Source organism: Campylobacter gracilis (assembly GCF_018374135.1).
In the GTDB taxonomy this organism is placed as follows: domain Bacteria; phylum Campylobacterota; class Campylobacteria; order Campylobacterales; family Campylobacteraceae; genus Campylobacter_B; species Campylobacter_B gracilis_A.
On sequence record NZ_JAHAFS010000002.1, the window covers coordinates 87,790 to 105,459 of the forward strand.

The window sequence follows — 17,670 nt, forward strand, 5'->3', positions numbered from 1 at the left end:
CGTGCTTTCATAAATTGTGCGCCGTAGTAGCTGTTTTGCGAGCAAGTTGCGCTCGCAGCAGGTGGACAAAACGTACCGAGCGCCTCGAAATATGTTCTAAATTTAATAAAATTTGATCCTTCACGCCCGCGCCCTTTGCCGCTTTTTTGAAATTTCGCGAGGTCTCGTTTGCTCCAAGCTTAGCCCGCATGACGCGACTATCGGCACCGCAATGCCAGCGCAACTCGCTGTTTTGCAGACAAGGTTTTAAAACCTTGCCGAAAATTAGCATATACACCCGATCTAGCGAGCTTGAAGCGCAAAGCTGTCGCTAAAGCTCGCGTCAAAATTTTTGCAAAGCCTAAGCATCAAATCCGCAAATTTGCGCCCGCTAAACATCGCTCCGCCGAAGATCAAAACGTCAAAGTCCTCTTTGCGCTCATCCGCCAGATCGCTTAAAAAATAGCCCAAACTATCGAAAAATCCGAACGCAAATAGCTTTTCATTGGCGCCTGCGAGCGCATAGCTCATCGCCGAGCGCAAAATTTTATCCGCTTGCACGCAGCCACGCTCATCGGTGCAAAAATCGAGTCGCACCCCTTTGCCGCCCGCAAAATCCTCCGCAGCCGCCATCAAAAACGCCGCATCGCGCCCCCAGATAAGCTGCGCGGCGACGCTAAAAATACCGTGAAATCCCGCGTTTGCGCTTTTTAAAATTTCATCGATTTTTGCGGCGTTTACGTTAAATTTGGCGCTGAAATTTTCAAACAGCTTCGCGCCCGTCTCATCCGCGCAAATTTGAGCCTTAAGCTCGTCAAAACTGCGCGGCAGATTAAATTTAAGCAGAATTTTTTTAGAGCTTTCGCCATAAACTGCAATCTCGTCGTCCACGCCCGCGCCCAAAAAGCAGCGCAAAACGCGTTTTTTGGAGTCGTTCAAAACCCCCTTCTCGCGGCACATAAGCGCAAAAAGAGCGGAGTTTTTGTCGTTTGAGTTTTTCAGATAAGAGCTTGCGCTGCCACTTAAAAAATCCTCGTTTTGCACGATCAAAAAGCCGTTTTGTAGCGGCGCGACTTTAAAAATTTTATCTTTTTGCGCCGTGTTTTCGCATTTTGCGCTTAAAAAATAGATCCCGTCGCTTGCCAAAGCGCGCACCAGCGCAAACACGAATATGTCACCCGCAAGCTTTACGTCAAAAAATCTAGGCGCGTCCTCGTGATTTTTTCTAAAGATCGCATTGGTTTTTAGGCTTATGAGCGGCTTTTCGAAGGCTGCGAGCGCAATTTTGCTCTTTTCGTCGCTCACAAAAATCCCATCCAGCGCGCCCACTCCCGCGGCTATCAAAAAATCGGCGCTAAAATCCACGTCCGCCTTGAGCGTGAAAGTTGCGCCGCCGCGCTCGATCTGCACCTGCTGAGCATGAAATAAGTTTATGCGGCAAAACTCCAGTAAGCAAGCAAAATTCTCCCTACTTACCGCTTCAAATTTTCCCTCATGAAGCACGCTAGCGCCGCTTATTATTCCGAATTCGTTTTGAGACGGCTCGGCGCGAGCAAGGTATTCCTTCATCACTCGCGGAGTAAAGTTATTAAATTTAGCCGCGTTATGGGCGTTTGAAATTTCATCCTCTAAGAATTTGCTTAAATCGCCCGAGGAGGCATCTTCAAACATGCCGTTAAATTTCAGCGCTTTCGCTTCGGCGCCGCCCTCGTCCACCACGCGCACGGAGGATTTTGCCAAAAATATGGAGTTTGGAATCAGCGGCATCGCCTCGTCGCTAAATTTTAAAATTTCATCCTCACCGCCGCGCACGAAAAGGCTTATTAAACTCGCCTCTTTTTTTAGGCAAAACTCAAGTGCGCTTTTGCGAGCATAAAACAGTAAGAAGTGCGCTATCAGCGCGTTTTCATTAAGGTAGTTAAACTCATATGCTACTATCATCTCGCCCCTTTTTTGCAAATCGATCCGCTATATCTTGGGCGCTGAGATCAGCGATTTTTTCATGCGCGAAGCCAAGATCCGATAGGTACTTAAGCGCCGTTTTTTCCATGGTTTTTGAGGACTCTAATATCACGGAGCTTAGCTTAAAGCTCGCCTCCTCGATGCGCCGCGGCACGACAGCTAGAATTTTAACGTGAGGCAGATCGCCGCAAAGATCCATCATCTGCAGGGTTTGAAGCATTTCGACCTCGTGCGCCGAGCCGCTCCAGCTGATCTGCTTAGGCATCGCGTCGTAGTCGAAAAAATACACCTCGCCGCCCTTTGCACCCTCCGCGTCTATGCAATCTACGAGCAAAATTTCATCAAATTCCGCCATCGTAGGCATCAAAAAGCTAGCCAGCGTCCCGCCGTCGATAAAGCAGATCTGATCAGCGCTCTGGCGCGGCGCGGCGGGATTTTCGGCAATAAGATCCGCATTAATAGAGCTTTGCGCTGCGGAATTTATTACGGAATTTTGCGAAGTAGAATTTGAAGCGGAATTCTGCTCGGCGGAATTTTCTGAAGTAGAATTTCGGTTTAAATTTACTGCTGCGAAATTTTGCTTAAAGATAAAATTCTCATCCGCAAAATTTTGCAAGGAGTTGCGCTCTATGGAATTTTGCGAGGTAGAATTTTGTATCGCAGAGACTTGGGCGGAATTTTGCATGAAATTCTGCGCCGCGAAATCCTCGCCCGCCATAGAATTTCGTGCGGCGGCTTTAGGATAAAATTTATAGTTCTGCGCGAGCGCGCGGACGAAGTGTACGCCTATGCCCTCGTCCGCATAGATGACGTTGCCGATACCCAGTACCAGCACCCTCAAGCGTGCTCTTCCTTTTTAAATTTATAGCCGCTTACGATCGCATCCATCGCGCCGTCCCTGCCCTTGACGGCGTTAAAGACCGCCATATAGACGTGGATCGGCACGAAGATTATGATGATATTCATGCAAAGATGATGTATCATTCGCACTTCGCTTAGACCGCCCATCGCCGCTTCCAGCGGGCGCAAGAGACCGTATAGCGCGCCGCCGAGCCCTTCGTGATAGACGTGCACGTATAATATCATACCTGTTAGGCAAATTACGAACAATACTAGATAAAAGCCCAGATAGGAGATGAACTGTAGCGGGTTATAAACGCCGCGAAGATGCGGGTGCTCGCCCAAAAAGATATAGTATTTGATCTGAGCTATCCAGACGCGCGGGCTAAAAAAATCCTTGATGCTTAAAAGCTCTTTTCTGCTCTTTTTATCGAAGAAGAAAAGATAGGTCTTAAAAATAGCCGCGCCGATCATCGCAAAGCCGAAGATCAGATGCACGAATCTATATTTAGCCTGCATAAAAAGCACCGGCTCGGGACTCACCTCGGGCGCGGTGAAAACAAAGGCGATATAATATCCGGTGATCACCAAAATCGTAATGCAAAGCGCACGCAGCCAGTGCGTGAGCCTAAGACCGATTGAGAACTCGTATTCCGCAAATCTTTTTTTCATCGTTTATCCTTTGCTGGGATCTACCCTATAGCAGCCAAGCTCCGCCCCTTTAGCGTCCATCACGTGCACGGCGCAGGCTATGCAAGGATCGAATGAATGGATGCGGCGGATGATCTCTAGCGGTTTAGAAAGATCGGCAAGCTTAAGTCCGATCAAGCAGGATTCATAAGCGCCCATAGCGCCGTCTTTGTCCTTTGGCGTGGCGTTCCAAGTAGACGGCACGACCGCCTGCCAGTTTTTGATGACACCCTTTTCGATCCTGCACCAGTGGCTAAGTGCGCCGCGTGGCACGTGACCGATATAGCGACCTTTGTACTCTTTGGAGTTATCGATTACGTATTTTGCGCATGTCTCGGTATCGCCGCTTTTGATGTTTGCGATCAAATTTTCTAGCGCAATCAGTCCGTTGTCGGCTACGACTTTAGCCTCGATCATACGACACGCCGTTCGTCCAAGCGTCGAAAATACCGCCTCAAGCGGCAAGCCGGCGTCTTTTAGGAATTGATCCACGACCTTTACTACGCGCTCATTTTTCTTAGCGTAATTTACTATGATATTTGCAAGAGGTCCTACTTGAAGCGGTTTGCCGTCGTAGCGCGGAGCCTTGATCCAGGTGTATTTGCCCTGGGTATCGAGCACCCTCGTATGCGCTTCTTTGCCGTGCGCGTCGATGCTCTGTCCGTCCTGAAGACCCGTATAATTCGGCTCCTGTTCGCCGTCGTAAGGATGAAGCGGCGCATCGTTTTTATACCACGCATGCGTTGCCTCCTCAGTAATCTTGTTCTCATCGAGCTCTAAAACCTTACTAATATCGCCGTCAAGGATCATGCCGCTTTGAAATAGCCATTCGTTCTTTGAAAGCTGAAATTCTTGATGAGTCCATAAATTTGCCACGCCGATATCGTTTAGCACGCTAGGCTCGTTGCCGTAAGCCTTCGCAGCCATTACGAGATCAGGATAGTAGGCGCGATTTACAAAGTCTGCGACCTCTTTAAATTTAGACATATATTCGCCCAGTCTCGCAGGACTTAGGATATCCATTACGCAGGTGACGCCGCCTACGGTAAGGCTTTGCGGATGAGGCTGCTTCGCACCGAATATCGCCATCATCTGAGCCGCCGTGCGCTGAATGCGCAAACACTCAAGATAGTGCGAAAGAGCGATTAAATTTTGCTCCGGGCTAAGCTTATATGTAGGATGACCAAAGTAGGCATTGGCAAAAGGCCCCAAGGCGCCCTTTTTAACGAAAGCGCCTACGCGATCTTGTACCTCTTTTAGTTTATCCGCGCCGCACGCATAAGGGGTGTCGCAGTATTTAAACGCCTCCTCGCTTGCTTTTTTAGGATCGGCGCTAAGTGCGCTTACTACATCTACGAAATCAAGTCCGTGGAGTTGATAAAAATGTACCGGATGATCGTGCAAAAACAGCGCGTTAGCCATCAGCGTGCGCGTTAGCAAGGCATTTAGCGGCGGAGTGATACCGAGGGCGTTTTCTACCGCGACGATGCCCGCTTTGTAGTGCGAGAAGGTGCAGACGCCGCAAATTCTTTGCATAAAAAATCCCGCGTCGCGCGGATCTCTATTTTTTACTATGGTCTCAAGCCCGCGCCATAAAGTGGAGCTACTATAGGCTTCACGTACGACGTTTTCGTCGTCTACTACGACCTCTATTCTTAAATGTCCCTCTATTCTGGTTATCGGATCTATTACGATTCTTTGCGACATGATTATTCCCCTTTATCTTTCTTAAATGACGCAATCGCGGCGTGTGCCGCTACCGCGACACCCGTGATCGCTAAAATTCCGACACCTATCTTATCTGCGGTAGCATCAGCGCCGAGCCCGCCAAAAACGCTTTCGTAAAGGCGATCCGCCAAAGGCTCCTCAAAAGGTCCCATATGATCCCAAAAATCAGGCTCCGAGCAGCCTATGCAGCCGTGACCCGCTTGTACCGGCCAGCTAGTATGGGAGTTGAAACGCTCGCGCGAGCAGTTATTGAATGTATAAGGACCCTTGCAGCCTACTTTATAAAGGCAGTATCCGTCCTTCGCGCCCGCATCGCCGAAGCTTTCTACAAACTCGCCCGCATCAAAATGTCCGCGGCGCTCGCATAGATCATGTATTCGCAGCCCGTAAGCCCATTTCGGTCGGTTATAAACATCTAGGCTCGGAAGCGTGCCGAAAAGGATAAAATTTAGCACGTTGCCGACGATGTTTTTTTCGCTAGGCGGGCAGCCCGGGACGTTAATAACGGGTTTGTTTATGATTTTGTCCAAACCTACGGAGCCGGTCGGATTCGGAGCTGCGGCTTGGATACCGCCGAAGCTCGAACAGGTGCCGATCGCAAATATTGCCGCAGCGCCTTCGGCCGCGTGCTTGCAGTGCTGAGCTCCGCTTTTGCCCTCAGGACCCACGGTTAGGAAAAATTCATTCTCGCCGCTTGGAATTCCGCCTTCGACCATTAAGATATAGCGCCCCTTGTATTTTTCGATCGCGCTCTCTAAATTTTCCTCGGCTTGCCAGCCTGCGGCAGCCATTATCGTCTCGTGGTATTCGAGGCTGATGTAGTCGAATATTAGGCTGTCGATGCTAGGCGTCTCGGTGCGCAGCAAGCTCTCGCTACAGCCCGTGCACTCCGCCATATGAAGCCAGATCACCGGCAGGCGATCCGCAAGTTCCGCAGCTCGCGCCACGCTCGGTGCAAATGCGGCCGGAAGCCCAAGCATTGCAGTCATCGCTCCACTCCATTTCATAAAATCGCGACGCGAAAAACCTTTGTTCTTAAGCCTTTCTTGTATGCTTTCATCCGCTTTTATTCGCGGCAAACGCTCAACGGCATCAAGTCTAGCCGAAATTTGAGCCAAATCAACCATAATGTCCTCCTGAAATTTAGGATATTTTTAAATGACATTCTATCAAAATTTAGAATTCATGCACCTTAAATTTCGTTAGATTTAATTAAAATTTTATATTTATTCATCGTCTAGCAGGTTTTAAATTTAAAAATAAAAGGCGGATTAAAATTTAGCGCGGCGGGCGAAACTTTAAATTACGACGGAGAAAGCATTAAATTTTATGAAGCGTTAAAATTTACGAAGCAGTGAAATTTTATCAAGAATTTTATAGCGGCTAAAAGTATTTTAGGATAAAGCAGGTGTAGGTTGGATGATTTTGTGTGATACTAGCAGGCGCACTGTTTGTGCGCCGCAGCGAAATATTTTTGCAAAATCATCCGTTAAATTTTAGAAAATTTCCAAAGATCAGCTTACCAATCTCGTTGCATCTTGGATATTGATGTTTACCCGAGCTGCTCGTTACTTAGCCCAAGTGCAAGGCCTACCAGCTGAGATAGGTGGATGATCGGCTTTCTTGCCTTGGAGTTCATCGCTTCTTGGTATCGCTCCTGATAGATATCTAGCTGCATCTGACATAGCGGACAAGGAGTAACTACGACGTCCGCTCCATGCTCGGTAGCGTCATTTACGATCTCGCTTGACATTTTAGATACCGATTTTACCGCTGGATAGCTAGCGTGAAAGCCGCAGCAATCAAGGCGTTTTTCAAAAGGCACTATCTGAGCACCAAGTGCGCTAACTACCGCTTCAAAGCTTTTCGGATTGGTCGAGCTTTCTTTCTTAAGCTCGCGCTCCGGTCTTAATGAGTGACAGCCGTAAAATAGCGCTACTTTTAAATTTGTTAGCGGTCTTATGACTTTAGCTTTTAATGTATCTAAGCTTTGATATAGCACCCAAAGCAGACTCGTTATCTCGGTGCTTCCCTGATACTGCATACCGCCCTCTTTTAAAAAGGTATTGATATAGCTTTTAGCACCCTTATCTAAAGTAAGTTTAGCCTTGGTTAGAGTTAGCATACAGGTGGAGCAGGTAGTTAGCAGAGGCATATTCATACCCTCGGCTAGCGCGATGTTTCTGGCATTGGCTACCAAGCTTGCCATAGGATCGACGCATTGAGCTTGGCTAGCCCCGCAACAGCTCCAGCCTTTTATCTCGTGAAGTTTAATACCCAGCACCAGAGCGATCGCTTCAAGTGAAATTTTAGATTCCTTTGCGGCTTGACTTAAAACGCAACCCGGGAAAAATGCAAATTCGTTATTCATCCTCTCCTCCTTATTCTATCTCGCCGCTAGCTTGAGCCTTGCGTGCGGCCTCTATCATCTTAACGAGCTGCGCATGTCCCTCGATCTCCTCGCCTCCGAATACGTGCAAAGGATTCATCTTGCCCGCAGCCATTAAATTTGCCGCTACGTTCATCTTGCCCATATTTGCAAATACGCCTTCGCTTCTTAAAGCAAGCTTGATCTCGTTTAGCCTTCCGCTTCCCTCTACGATATCTAGTAGGAACGCCTCGGCATGTCCCGGACCGCTTCCTGCGGTTAAGCCCTTTTTCATCGCTAGGGCGCGAAGTGCGGTGATATCGCTTTGAGCGCTTATATCTTTAGGGCAGCGATCGGCGCACTCTTGGCAGTGCACGCATAGCCATAATCCGTTTAGCACCGCAGGCTTTAGATGAGGCATAGCGTCCCTGCTTCTTGAATCAAACGCAGCGCGGTTAGCATGCGTAAAAACAAAAGGCTGCATATAATCGCTCGCATCGGCTCCAAGCTTATTGCATTCGCTAGCGCAGCAGCCGCAAAGTATGCAATCCCACTGCTTTTTGACGCGCTCCATCTGCTCCGGACTTTGCTTACAGCCCTTATCGGCGCTAAATTCTTTCTTAGGCGTAATGGTCGGTTTGATCTTTCTTAAATTCTCGATACTAGGCTCCCAGTCCACCACTAGATCCGAAATCACTCGGAAATTATTTAGCGGAGAGATCGTAAAGCTATCCGGGTTTTCATACTCCGCAAGCAAAGCCTCCATCTTGGTATCGCAGGCAAGATATGAGTGCCCGTTTACCCTCACGGCACAGGCTCTGCATATCGCCATACGGCACGCTGCGGTAAAATTTAAAGTGATGTCTAAATTTTGCTTAATAAATTGCAAAACTCCAAGCAGGGTCTTTCCTTTGATCTGCTCCAAACTTAACTCGTAGGCTTGCTTATAATTTTTGCTTCCGTCGAAGCGGTCTATGATAAATTTCATTGAGGTTTCCTTCCGTCAAAATTTTTAACTGCACTTTGCATTAGTATTTCCTCTCCTCTACTGGAAATTCCGTAATAACGACATCCTTATAGTGATAGTAGGCTCATCGCCATTTAGTCTTACTAGCGTATGCTTTAAGAAATTTACGTCATCTCGTTTCGGATAGTCTTCGCGAGTGTGAGCGCCGCGGCTCTCTTTGCGATTTAGGGCGCCGGCGCAAGCGTAACGAGCCAAAAGGATTAAATTTCCAAGCTCCAAATAATCGATCAAAGCCGTATTGAAGGCTAAATTTGGATTTGCTATTTTCATCTCGGCGTGACGAGCTTGGATCTGCTTTAGCGTCTCGTTTAGTGCTTCCAATTTTTTGCCGGTTCTAAGATGCCCATATTGTCCCAGTTTTGTCTACCGAACTCCTCTCTTAAAGAGTAGAGCTTGTTCGGTTCGCCGCTACCGCTAACGATCTCCTTTATCATGACCTGCCATTTTTGCGCGAGCTCGCTCGCTCTTTTGCCTGAGCCGAAAGCTGCGCGAGAAGCCGCGTAATCTCCCGCCCCCTCGCCTGCCAGCTTACCGGTAACGGCGGCGTCGGTCAAAGAATTCCCGCCCAAGCGATTCGCACCGTGGATCGATGCGCATGAAGTTTCACCTGCGGCGTAAAGCCCCGGCATCTCAGTGCTCATATCGTCAAATTTAACCACATCTATGCCGCCCATCGAATAATGCGCAGTCGGACGAATTTTAACAGGCTCTTTTACCAAATCCATATTTTCAAAAAGCATAGCCACGTGGCGGATCTGCGGTAGTCCGCTCATAATCTTCTCCTCGCCTAAGTGAGTTACGTCTAAAAGTACGTATGATCCCATACCCTCACCAAAACCGCGTCCTTCGCGAATTTCTGTCTCTATCGAGCGCGAAACTATATCGCGCGGCGCAAGCTCCATCTTTTTGGAGTATCTACTCATAAAGCGCTCGCCTTTGTTGTTGATAAGCTTGCCGCCAAGACCGCGTGCAGCCTCTGTAATGAGCGCGCCGCCGTTGCGAACTCCCGTAGGATGGAATTGAAGCATTTCAGGATCTTTAAATGCAAGCCCGGCGCGAAGTGCTGCCGCGATACCGTCGCCGGTAGCATTAAATGGCGTGGAGGTGCGGTTAAAAAATAGTCTCGTATATCCGCCGCTAGCAAGCACGACCGCCTTAGCTAAAATCGGCACTACATCGCCCGTGCGGATATTTAAAAGCACGACGCCCTAGCAAGTATCGCCGTCGGTGCTAAGATCTAGCAGATAGTGATCTAAAAGAAATTTTACTCCGCCGCTGATCGCTTCATCTAAACAAGCATGCATCATCGCATGCCCCGTCTTATCCGCGGCGTAATTACAGCGTTCAAATTTCGCTCCGCCCGCAAATCTTGCCGCTACATCGCCGCCGTCTTTTCTCGAAAACGGCATGCCGGCGTAATCCAACTCATGGATCGCCTCGGTAGCTTTTTCGACAAATTTAGCAATGACATCTTGATCGCCCAAAAAGTCGCTTCCCTTTACGGTATCGTAAGCGTGAAGCTTGTGGCTATCGCCATGCTCGAAATCTATAACGCCGTTGATACCGCCTTCTGCCATACAGGTGGCGTTGCGCGAAGGCATGCCTTTGTTTACGACCACGACGCCCAAGTTCGGATGTTTCTTGCGCACCGCCACGGCTGCACGCAAACCCGCGCCTCCCGAGCCGATGATAAGTACATCGATGCTAGGAAGCCCGTTTTCGTTGCCGAAATTTTTAATAGGCTCGCCGCCTGCATCGCGTCTTATCTCATCGCCGCAGCCGCTAAGACTAAGCGCGCCGACGCCGATACAGGCGGATTTTAAGAAATCGCGTCTGTTGAAATTTGATTCACTCATTTTCCTCTCCATTTGAGAAATTCTTAGCTTAAGTTTAAGGTTCTAAACTAAAAGCGTAGTTTTATTTAGTTTCATTTTTAACATAAGTCAAATATTATTTAGTGTATCATTTCATAAGAATTAAATTATCAATTGGAGGGGCTAAATGAATTTGCATCGCATGGAGCTAGTATTAAAAGTAGCAGAATTCTGCAGCTTTACTAAAGCTGCTGAAGCACTTAAAATCCCGCAACCGTCGCTATCGCAGAGCATTTTATCGCTGGAGCGCGAGCTTGGAACGCAGCTTTTTAACCGCACGAGTAATCCCATTTCGCTTACGCGCGCAGGAAAAATTTACGCTAGTAAAGCCAAAGTCATTTTTGACGCCATAAACGACCTAAAAAGCGATATTTCTGAAATAAGCGGTATAAAAAACAATAAAATTCGCATCGGCTTTTCGCAAAACGGCTATAATCTACTGCCGTCGCTACTGCCGATGTTTTGCAAGAAATTTAAGGATTCTGATTTGCAAATTACACAATTTTCTTCTGCGCTTAGCATTCGTGAAATGCTACTTCAGGGTGATCTTGATGTCGGTATGCTGATACTGCCCATCGATATGAGAGGGCTTGATGGGGTCAAAATTCTAACACAAAAAACCTATGTCGCTCTAAGTTCCACCCATCCGCTCTCGCTTGAGTTTAAAAACGAATCTGTTCCCAAAATTGACATTTCGCGCTTAAAAGAGGAAAGATTCATCCTGCCTAATCAAAGCCTAAGGAGCGCCGAGCAGATAGATGCATTTTTGCCGCCGCAGGCCTTGCGCCGAAAGTGCTATGCCGCACAGAGACCTTTGATATCGCCAATGCTATCGTCGCAAGCGGCGCAGGAGCCTGCTTTAGCATACCGCAGATGATAAAAGAAGATAAGGCAAGCAGGATAAAGCTCTTTGATGTAGGCGCGCTTGAGCTCGATAAAACGCTGATAATCACCTACAAAAAAGGCAAACGGCTAAACCATCTAGCGCAGGCATTTATCAAAACTGCACGTAAAATTTCTAATGAAATTTAAAATTCATATCATAGCTCGCAACGATAAATGAGAGATTGAGATTTTGTAGCACTTTGCCTCTGCATTAGCTTTTGCATAAAAAATTTTAGAGCAGATTTTGCTCAAGTTTAAATAAAATTTCAAACTAAGCTTAAATTAGAATTTTGCCAATAGAATTTTTGCTGCTAAAATTTCACTCACAATTTATGACGAAATTTAGTGCGAAATTCTATTTTTCACTCCATTTAAAATATCCAAATCCTTGTTATACACCTTAGTATCTACTTCAAAAATTCCAAGCAGCGTGTGGAAAAGATTATCGTGCGAAAAAGCGTCGTCCTTATGCGATTTAAGCGCGCCTAGATCGTATCTTTCGCGCATTTTTCCCTCACCTAGCCAAACAATAGCGCCGATATGTTTTTGCGCCTCTGGAGCGAAAAGATAGGGCATGCCGTGCAGATAAACGCCGCCCTCGCCGAGACTCTCGCCGTGATCGCTCATATAGATCATCGCCGTTTCGTGCGTCTTAGAATACGGCTTTAAAAATTCTATAACCTTGCTTAAAAAATGATCCGTGTATAAAATCGCGTTATCGTAGGCATTTGAAATTTCTTGCTGCGAGCAGTTTTCAAGCTCGTTATCGCGGCAAACGGGGCTAAATTTTTCAAATTCTTTCTTATAGCGTTTGAAATACGCAGGCCCGTGATTGCCCATCTGATGTAGCACGATTAATACGTCTTTGCCCGCGTTTTCGGCGACAAATTTATCAAGCCCTGCAAGCATCCCCTCATCCCTGCACTCCACATCGCAGATCGGATTATTTTGCGGAATTTTAAAATCCTGATATTTCACGCGCAGCGCCACACCTTTGGAATCGGAATTGTTATCGCGCCATAAAATCGCCATGTCATCAGCGCGGCTTAGTATGTCCAATACGTTTTGCTCCTCTGCGGCCTTTTCGACGCTAAATTCATCGCGATTTAGCAGCGAAAACATGCACGGCACGCTTTGCGCCGTCGAAGTGCCGCAAGAATGGGTATTGCTTAGGCTTACGACACCCTGCTCTTTGGCTAGTAGCGGATTAGTATCCCGCTCGTAGCCGTTTAGCGAAAACCTATCCGCTCTCGCCGCTTCGCCCACGACTACGACGACGAGCTTTTTTGGGCTTGTAGAATTGCAATCGATATGCGCGTCCGTAGCGATTTGCATCAGAGGCTGCGAGCCCTGCTTTTTAGATTTTGCGGCAAATTTAACGCCGCTGTAGATCCAATATCCGGGATTTGCGTAGCTGCGTAAAATTTTATGCTCTCTGAAAAACGACGCGTAGTATTTGCTAAATCCAAAAAGCAGCGCCGCAATGATTATTATGCAAATGCCCGCTGTTTTGAGCTTAGCTAAAATTTCAAATTTAAGCGGGCGGTAGCTAACGCGTGCGCGAGCAATCAGCACGCAGGGTAAGACGCCCAGCACCAGCACGTAAATCACCAGTCGCAGACTGAAAAGATCCGCGGACTCGGCAAAATTCGTCTGGGCTGCGTTACGGATCATCTCCGAATCGATTACGACGTTATAGCTATCCATGAAATACGCCGTAAACGACGAAATAAAAAAGCAGATCATCAAAATCGGCTTGGTCGTATAACGCGAGCTAAAAATCGTAAAAAATAGCGTCAAAAAAGCGATCAAAGCCGCCACGTCGCAGACAAAATAGATAAAATTTAGCCCCGAGATTCCGTAGGCATTTATGATATTTTTGAAAAACGAGAAGTTAAAAAACACCACAAAAGCAAGCGAGCTTAGAAAAATAAGCTTCTGCTGCGACGGATTTTTAAAAAAGCTAGGCACAAAGCGTTCCTTGAGATAAAATTTCAAGTTGAAATTTTACGGCGTTTTGGTAAATGCTCGGAAATTCCGCACTTCGTATCTCGCAAATCGCAGCAAAATTTTTGTGAAATTTTAAAATTCCGCGCGTATTCATCTTAGCTTCATCTTGGAATTTTAAAATTGCGCCATCCAAAATAAAATTTGGAAATAAAATTAAAAGGATTAAAGATGAAAAATCTTAAAGTTTTAGGCGCGCTCGCCGCTACATTCGCCCTTGCGGGGGCATTAAACGCAGGAAGTTTTAGCGAAAAGGATGCTAAAGTTTCATTCGATCAAGCGATAGGGATCGCGCAACAAAACTTTGGTGACGCGACTATAAAAAGCGTAGAAATCGACGATGAGCACGGAAGGCTCGTCTATGAGATCGAGTCGTATAAAGAAAGTAGCGAAAGCGAGATCAAAATCGACGCTCAAAGCGGCGAAATTTTAAAGACTCAAACGCAAAAGAAGCTAAAGCCTAGTAAAATTGATTATTCGCAGGTCAAAATCAGTGCCGCAGACGCTCGCGCCAAAGCACTTAGCGCAAATGCCGGCTGGGATTTTCGCGAGGTTGATTTAGAAAGTAACGGCGGTAGGCCTGCATACGAAGTCAAACTACGCCAAGACATGAGCAAAAAAGAGGTACTAATCGACGCTGCTACGGGCGAACAGATCTCGCAGCGTCAAAAATAAGCGAAGGTGCGAGATGAAAAATCAAAGCTTAAAGGGTGGAGCAGATAACTCCACCCAAACTAGTGAGGCTTTGGACACTAGAGATTTCAGCTTAAACGAAAACGCTGACTATGGTACCCAAAATGTAGGCGCGGCTAAAAATTTAGATGAAAATACGCAAGATTTTTCGGCAAATTTAGCGAGCGAAACAAGTGGGCAGAATCTTGCGTCCTGCGAGCAAAATTATAAAGATTTTTCCAGCATGGAATGTTGCGAAAATCAAAAGAATTTTGCGGAAGCGAAAGATTATAAGGACGAGCGGAATTCTTCGCATACGCAAGGCTTATCGAGTTCGCAAAATTCCGCTAGCGAGCAAAATTTCGCCGATATGCAAAATTTTTCAGATACAAGCAATTTAGCAAGCGCGCGAGATTCTGCCAGCGCAGCAAGCTGCGCGGAGGTTTGTAATTCTTGCAAGCCAGTGCTTTGCAGCCGCTGCAAACGCGAAATCGCTAAGCAAAATTTTAAGCTTGGCTGCGTAGGATTTGGGCTTTTTGCGCTAAATATCACAGCAGGCGCGCTAAATTTTTTAGGGCGGTTAGGAAGCGTAGCGGATAAAAAGGCAAGCGAGATTAGAGCTAGGTAAAAGGCGTCTGCGAATTAGCGCGGCTCCAATGCTACTGAAATTTATCGGTGCATAAAGCGAGCGGGTTTACACATCCAAAGCACCGCGAAATTTATGCGTTTTTGGCTAAAATGGCGGATTAGAATTAGCAAAATTTTAAAGGAACGCTTTGAAAATTTTACTTGTCGAGGATGAAAAAGATCTAAATCAAATCATCGCAAAATGTCTGAAAAAGGACGGCTACAGCGTAGATTGCGCCTTTTGCGGCAAGGAAGCACTAGAGTTTTTGGATGTCGCGAAATATGACGCTATCGTGCTTGATGCGATGATGCCCGTGATGGACGGCTTTGAGTTTTTAAAGGCGACGCGGGCGCTCGGACTGGGCACGCCGGTTTTATTTTTAACTGCGCGGGACGCCAAAGAAGATATCGTCGCAGGACTTGATCTGGGCGCAGACGATTATATGGTTAAGCCCTTTGATTTTCGTGAGCTTTTGGCGCGGCTTCGCGCAATTATCAGGCGTAAAAACGCTACTGCGGATAACGAAATTATCATAGGGCAAGTGCGCCTAAATCTAAGTAAAAAATCGGTCGTATGCGCGGGTGAGGTAGTGGAGCTAACGGGTAAGGAATATAGAATTTTAGAGCTTTTGATGCTAAATCGCGGTGCGATTTTAAGCCGCGAACAAATCGGCGAGAGCATTTGGGATTTTAGCGACGAAGCAAGCTCAAATGTTATCGATGTTTTAATCAAAAATATCCGCAAAAAGCTAGGCGAGCACGGCGATATAATAGAAACGAAGCGAGGGCTTGGCTATGTCGTGGCAAGATAGCAAGATTTGGATTAAAATTTCGGCGATTGCGAAGCAGGTTTTTGCCGCTACGGCGCTTTTCATATTAAAATTCGTGCGAAATTTTAAACAGAATTTTGCGCATAATTTTGCGTGTTTAAAGAAAAGCCGCAAGAAAAATCCCACGCAAAATATCGAGTTAAACCAGACGCTAAATTCTACTCAAAGCCAGGCGTCAAATTTTAAACGGAATTCCACGCAAAATCTGGCATCAAATTCTGCGCCAAATTTTTCTGCTACAAGCGCAACGCCTGATCTAGCGCAAAATTCTAATAGCGTCCTCGCGCAAAGTCAAGGACAAAATTTCGCGTCTAAAATCGCGATAAGAAATTTAACTCAAGCCTTAGTCCTTGCATTCTCAACTGCTAAAGAAAATTTTAGCTCACGCGCGCTACCTATCAGCCTGCGCGTGACGCTTTATTACAGCGTATTTATTTTGGTGCTTGCAGGCGCTATTATCGGCATTTGCGGCTATATTTTAGACGAAGTATCAGGAAACTCCGTCAGCCAAAAAAAGCTTGCCCGTCTAGTGCAAAAAGCCGCGCGCGAGGGAAAATTTAAAAGCTTTGATGACGGTGTATTTTTCTACGAACATGACGGACAAGGCGGCGTAATCGCAGGATTTGTGCCTAAAGGCTTCGAGCCTGCGATGCCGCTCTCTCCTCAAGGCGCGCGCGAGGTGGAGCTTGACGACGATGAGTTTTTCTATTACGACGCGCAGATCAAAGGGCGCAGTGCATGGATACGCGGCGTCATCGCTGTTAGCGAGTTTGAGCTTGCGATGAAGCGCGTGATGCTGATCGCTCTTATCCTATCGCCGCTATTTGTGGCGCTCATCATCTACGGCGGCTACGCAATCATAAAAAGAGCGTTTAAGCCCGTGCGCACTATGTCGCGTACAGCTAGCGAGATCGGAGCTAGCGGCGATTTTACGCGACGAATAGAACTACCGCGAGGTAAGGATGAGCTAAGCGCGCTCGCGGCTACGTTTAATGAAATGCTAGCATCGCTGCAAAGCGCGTTTGAGCGCGAGCGGCAGCTAAGCGCCGACCTTTCGCATGAGCTGCGTACGCCCACTGCCGTCATACTGGCTCAAAGCGACTACGCCCTAGCCTACGAACAAGACGCGAGCGAGGCGAGGGAGAGTTTCGCCGTCATAAACAATCAAGCGCGTAAAATTTCGGCGCTAATAGAGCAAATTTTAGAGCTTGCTCGCTTGCAGCGCGGCGTGTGTTTGGCGCCCGTAAGCTTAAGTAAAATCGCAAGCGAGTGCGCGCAAGACTTTCAACTTTTGTGCGCACAAAAAGGGCTAAGTTTTAGCTCGCAGATAGCCGAGGAAGTGCGCGTAAACGGCGATGAGCTGCTTTTGACCAGGCTGATTAACAATCTTTTAAGCAATGCTTTAAAATTTACGCGCAGTAGCGTCGCTTTAGAGCTTTGCGTCAGTGCAGACGCGTGCGAACTTAGCATAAGCGACGACGGAGAGGGCATCGAGCCCGCTTTGCAAAATAAAATTTGGGACAAGCTCTATCAAATCGAGCGCTCCAGAAATCGCGAGCAAAATAGTGGCGCGGGACTCGGACTAGCCATCGCCTCACAAATCGCAAAGATCCATGGCGCGCAAATTTCACTACGTAGTGAAGTAGGACGCGGAAGCAAATTTAGCGTGGAGTTTAAGAAGGTTTAGGCAGTTTTGTGGGCTTGGCGGCGTAAAGAAATGCTGGGCGGCGAAATTCTTAAAATTTTATCGCCTATCGTTGCTTAAAATTTAACGGCTATAGCACAGTATATAGGGGCGATGGTGTAATTTTAAAATTAGGCCGGCGTCACCAATAATATCGGATGATTTTTGTGATAGTCGTGCGCTTTTAAATTTAAATGGGCCAAATTTTAAAATTTAGTTTTACCGCGAAATTCCGTGGCGAATTAATAAGGCAAGGCGCGGCATTTTGCCCTTGGGCGAAGTGATAAGGCAAGCGCTTTAGAGCTTAAGTGGGCCGGCGCGGGTAATTTAAGAATTTTGAGGTATACGGCAAAATAAGCCTTCGCTGAAATTTCACGGCGCAGTATTACAGAATAAACCTTTGCTAAAATTCTAAGACGCCACATTCGGCTCTAGAGAATTTAAATTTAGGAGTATCTAGCGACCAAGTAAAATTTAAATACGGAGCAAAAAAGACG

Annotated in this window: 14 protein-coding genes and 3 pseudogenes; 6 read left to right on the forward strand and 11 right to left on the reverse strand. The window is 47.0% G+C overall.

Going from position 1 to position 17,670, the window contains the following annotated elements; genetic code table 11:
* Positions 1-7: 7 nt before the first annotated feature.
* From KH703_RS01545 to sdhA, 10 genes and pseudogenes are all read right to left on the reverse strand, one after another.
* A complete protein-coding gene (locus KH703_RS01545) occupies positions 8-271 on the reverse strand; it encodes a hypothetical protein (protein WP_304293530.1) in 264 nt (87 codons plus the stop codon).
* 11 nt (positions 272-282) lie between these two features.
* Positions 283-1,920 carry a hypothetical protein gene (locus KH703_RS01550; RefSeq protein WP_304293532.1) on the reverse strand — a complete coding sequence of 546 codons (1,638 nt, stop codon included), beginning with the start codon at positions 1,918-1,920 and terminating at the stop codon, positions 283-285.
* Positions 1,904-2,659 (reverse strand): hydrogenase maturation protease, encoded by a 756-nt coding sequence (locus KH703_RS01555; protein ID WP_369692718.1) that lies wholly within the window; start codon positions 2,657-2,659, stop codon positions 1,904-1,906. Before KH703_RS01555 ends, KH703_RS01550 begins: the two co-directional genes overlap by 17 nt.
* Positions 2,660-2,686: 27 nt before the next feature.
* Positions 2,687-2,782, reverse strand: a pseudogene (locus tag KH703_RS01560) (hydrogenase expression/formation protein); the annotation flags it as partial.
* Entirely contained in the window at positions 2,779-3,453 is a 675-nt protein-coding gene (gene cybH, locus KH703_RS01565; RefSeq protein ID WP_304293534.1) for a Ni/Fe-hydrogenase, b-type cytochrome subunit, read from the reverse strand. The gene cybH and the pseudogene KH703_RS01560, both read right to left, overlap by 4 nt.
* A 3-nt stretch (positions 3,454-3,456) precedes the next feature.
* Complete coding sequence (locus KH703_RS01570) at positions 3,457-5,178, reverse strand: nickel-dependent hydrogenase large subunit (RefSeq protein WP_304293536.1); 1,722 nt, start codon at positions 5,176-5,178, stop codon at positions 3,457-3,459.
* A gap of 2 nt (positions 5,179-5,180) precedes the next feature.
* Complete coding sequence (locus KH703_RS01575; protein WP_304293538.1) at positions 5,181-6,326, reverse strand: hydrogenase small subunit; 1,146 nt, start codon at positions 6,324-6,326, stop codon at positions 5,181-5,183.
* A gap of 387 nt (positions 6,327-6,713) precedes the next feature.
* Positions 6,714-7,570 (reverse strand): annotated as a pseudogene (sdhE, locus tag KH703_RS01580) (8-methylmenaquinol:fumarate reductase membrane anchor subunit).
* A 10-nt stretch (positions 7,571-7,580) separates the two neighbouring features.
* On the reverse strand, positions 7,581-8,555 hold the full coding sequence (sdhB, locus tag KH703_RS01585) for an 8-methylmenaquinol:fumarate reductase iron-sulfur subunit (protein WP_304293540.1): 975 nt from the start codon (positions 8,553-8,555) through the stop codon (positions 7,581-7,583).
* Between the two features lie 40 nt (positions 8,556-8,595).
* A pseudogene (gene sdhA / locus KH703_RS01590) lies at positions 8,596-10,450 on the reverse strand (8-methylmenaquinol:fumarate reductase flavoprotein subunit).
* A 145-nt stretch (positions 10,451-10,595) separates the two neighbouring features.
* Here sdhA and KH703_RS01595 point away from each other — a divergent pair.
* Both KH703_RS01595 and KH703_RS01600 read left to right on the forward strand, forming a co-directional pair.
* Complete coding sequence (locus KH703_RS01595) at positions 10,596-11,345, forward strand: LysR family transcriptional regulator (RefSeq protein WP_304293543.1); 750 nt, start codon at positions 10,596-10,598, stop codon at positions 11,343-11,345.
* Entirely contained in the window at positions 11,342-11,500 is a 159-nt protein-coding gene (locus KH703_RS01600) for a hypothetical protein (RefSeq protein ID WP_304293545.1), read from the forward strand. The genes KH703_RS01595 and KH703_RS01600 overlap by 4 nt, the downstream gene beginning before the upstream one ends.
* A gap of 195 nt (positions 11,501-11,695) precedes the next feature.
* Here KH703_RS01600 and KH703_RS01605 read toward each other — a convergent pair whose 3' ends face one another.
* A complete protein-coding gene (locus tag KH703_RS01605) occupies positions 11,696-13,324 on the reverse strand; it encodes a phosphoethanolamine transferase (RefSeq protein WP_304293547.1) in 1,629 nt (542 codons plus the stop codon).
* Positions 13,325-13,531: 207 nt separating this feature from the next.
* On the opposite strand from KH703_RS01605, the gene KH703_RS01610 reads away from it, so the two are divergent.
* The 4 genes from KH703_RS01610 (at position 13,532) to KH703_RS01625 (ending at position 17,176) form a co-directional block, all read left to right on the forward strand.
* Positions 13,532-14,035 (forward strand): PepSY domain-containing protein, encoded by a 504-nt coding sequence (locus KH703_RS01610; RefSeq protein WP_304293549.1) that lies wholly within the window; start codon positions 13,532-13,534, stop codon positions 14,033-14,035.
* A 13-nt stretch (positions 14,036-14,048) separates the two neighbouring features.
* Positions 14,049-14,660 carry a hypothetical protein gene (locus tag KH703_RS01615; protein ID WP_304293551.1) on the forward strand — a complete coding sequence of 204 codons (612 nt, stop codon included), beginning with the start codon at positions 14,049-14,051 and terminating at the stop codon, positions 14,658-14,660.
* A 148-nt stretch (positions 14,661-14,808) separates the two neighbouring features.
* The gene (locus tag KH703_RS01620) at positions 14,809-15,471 is read left to right on the forward strand and encodes a response regulator transcription factor (protein ID WP_304293553.1); all 663 of its coding nucleotides are present in this window, start codon (positions 14,809-14,811) and stop codon (positions 15,469-15,471) included.
* On the forward strand, positions 15,455-17,176 hold the full coding sequence (locus KH703_RS01625; RefSeq protein ID WP_304293555.1) for a HAMP domain-containing sensor histidine kinase: 1,722 nt from the start codon (positions 15,455-15,457) through the stop codon (positions 17,174-17,176). The genes KH703_RS01620 and KH703_RS01625 overlap by 17 nt, the downstream gene beginning before the upstream one ends.
* Positions 17,177-17,670: the final 494 nt, after the last annotated feature.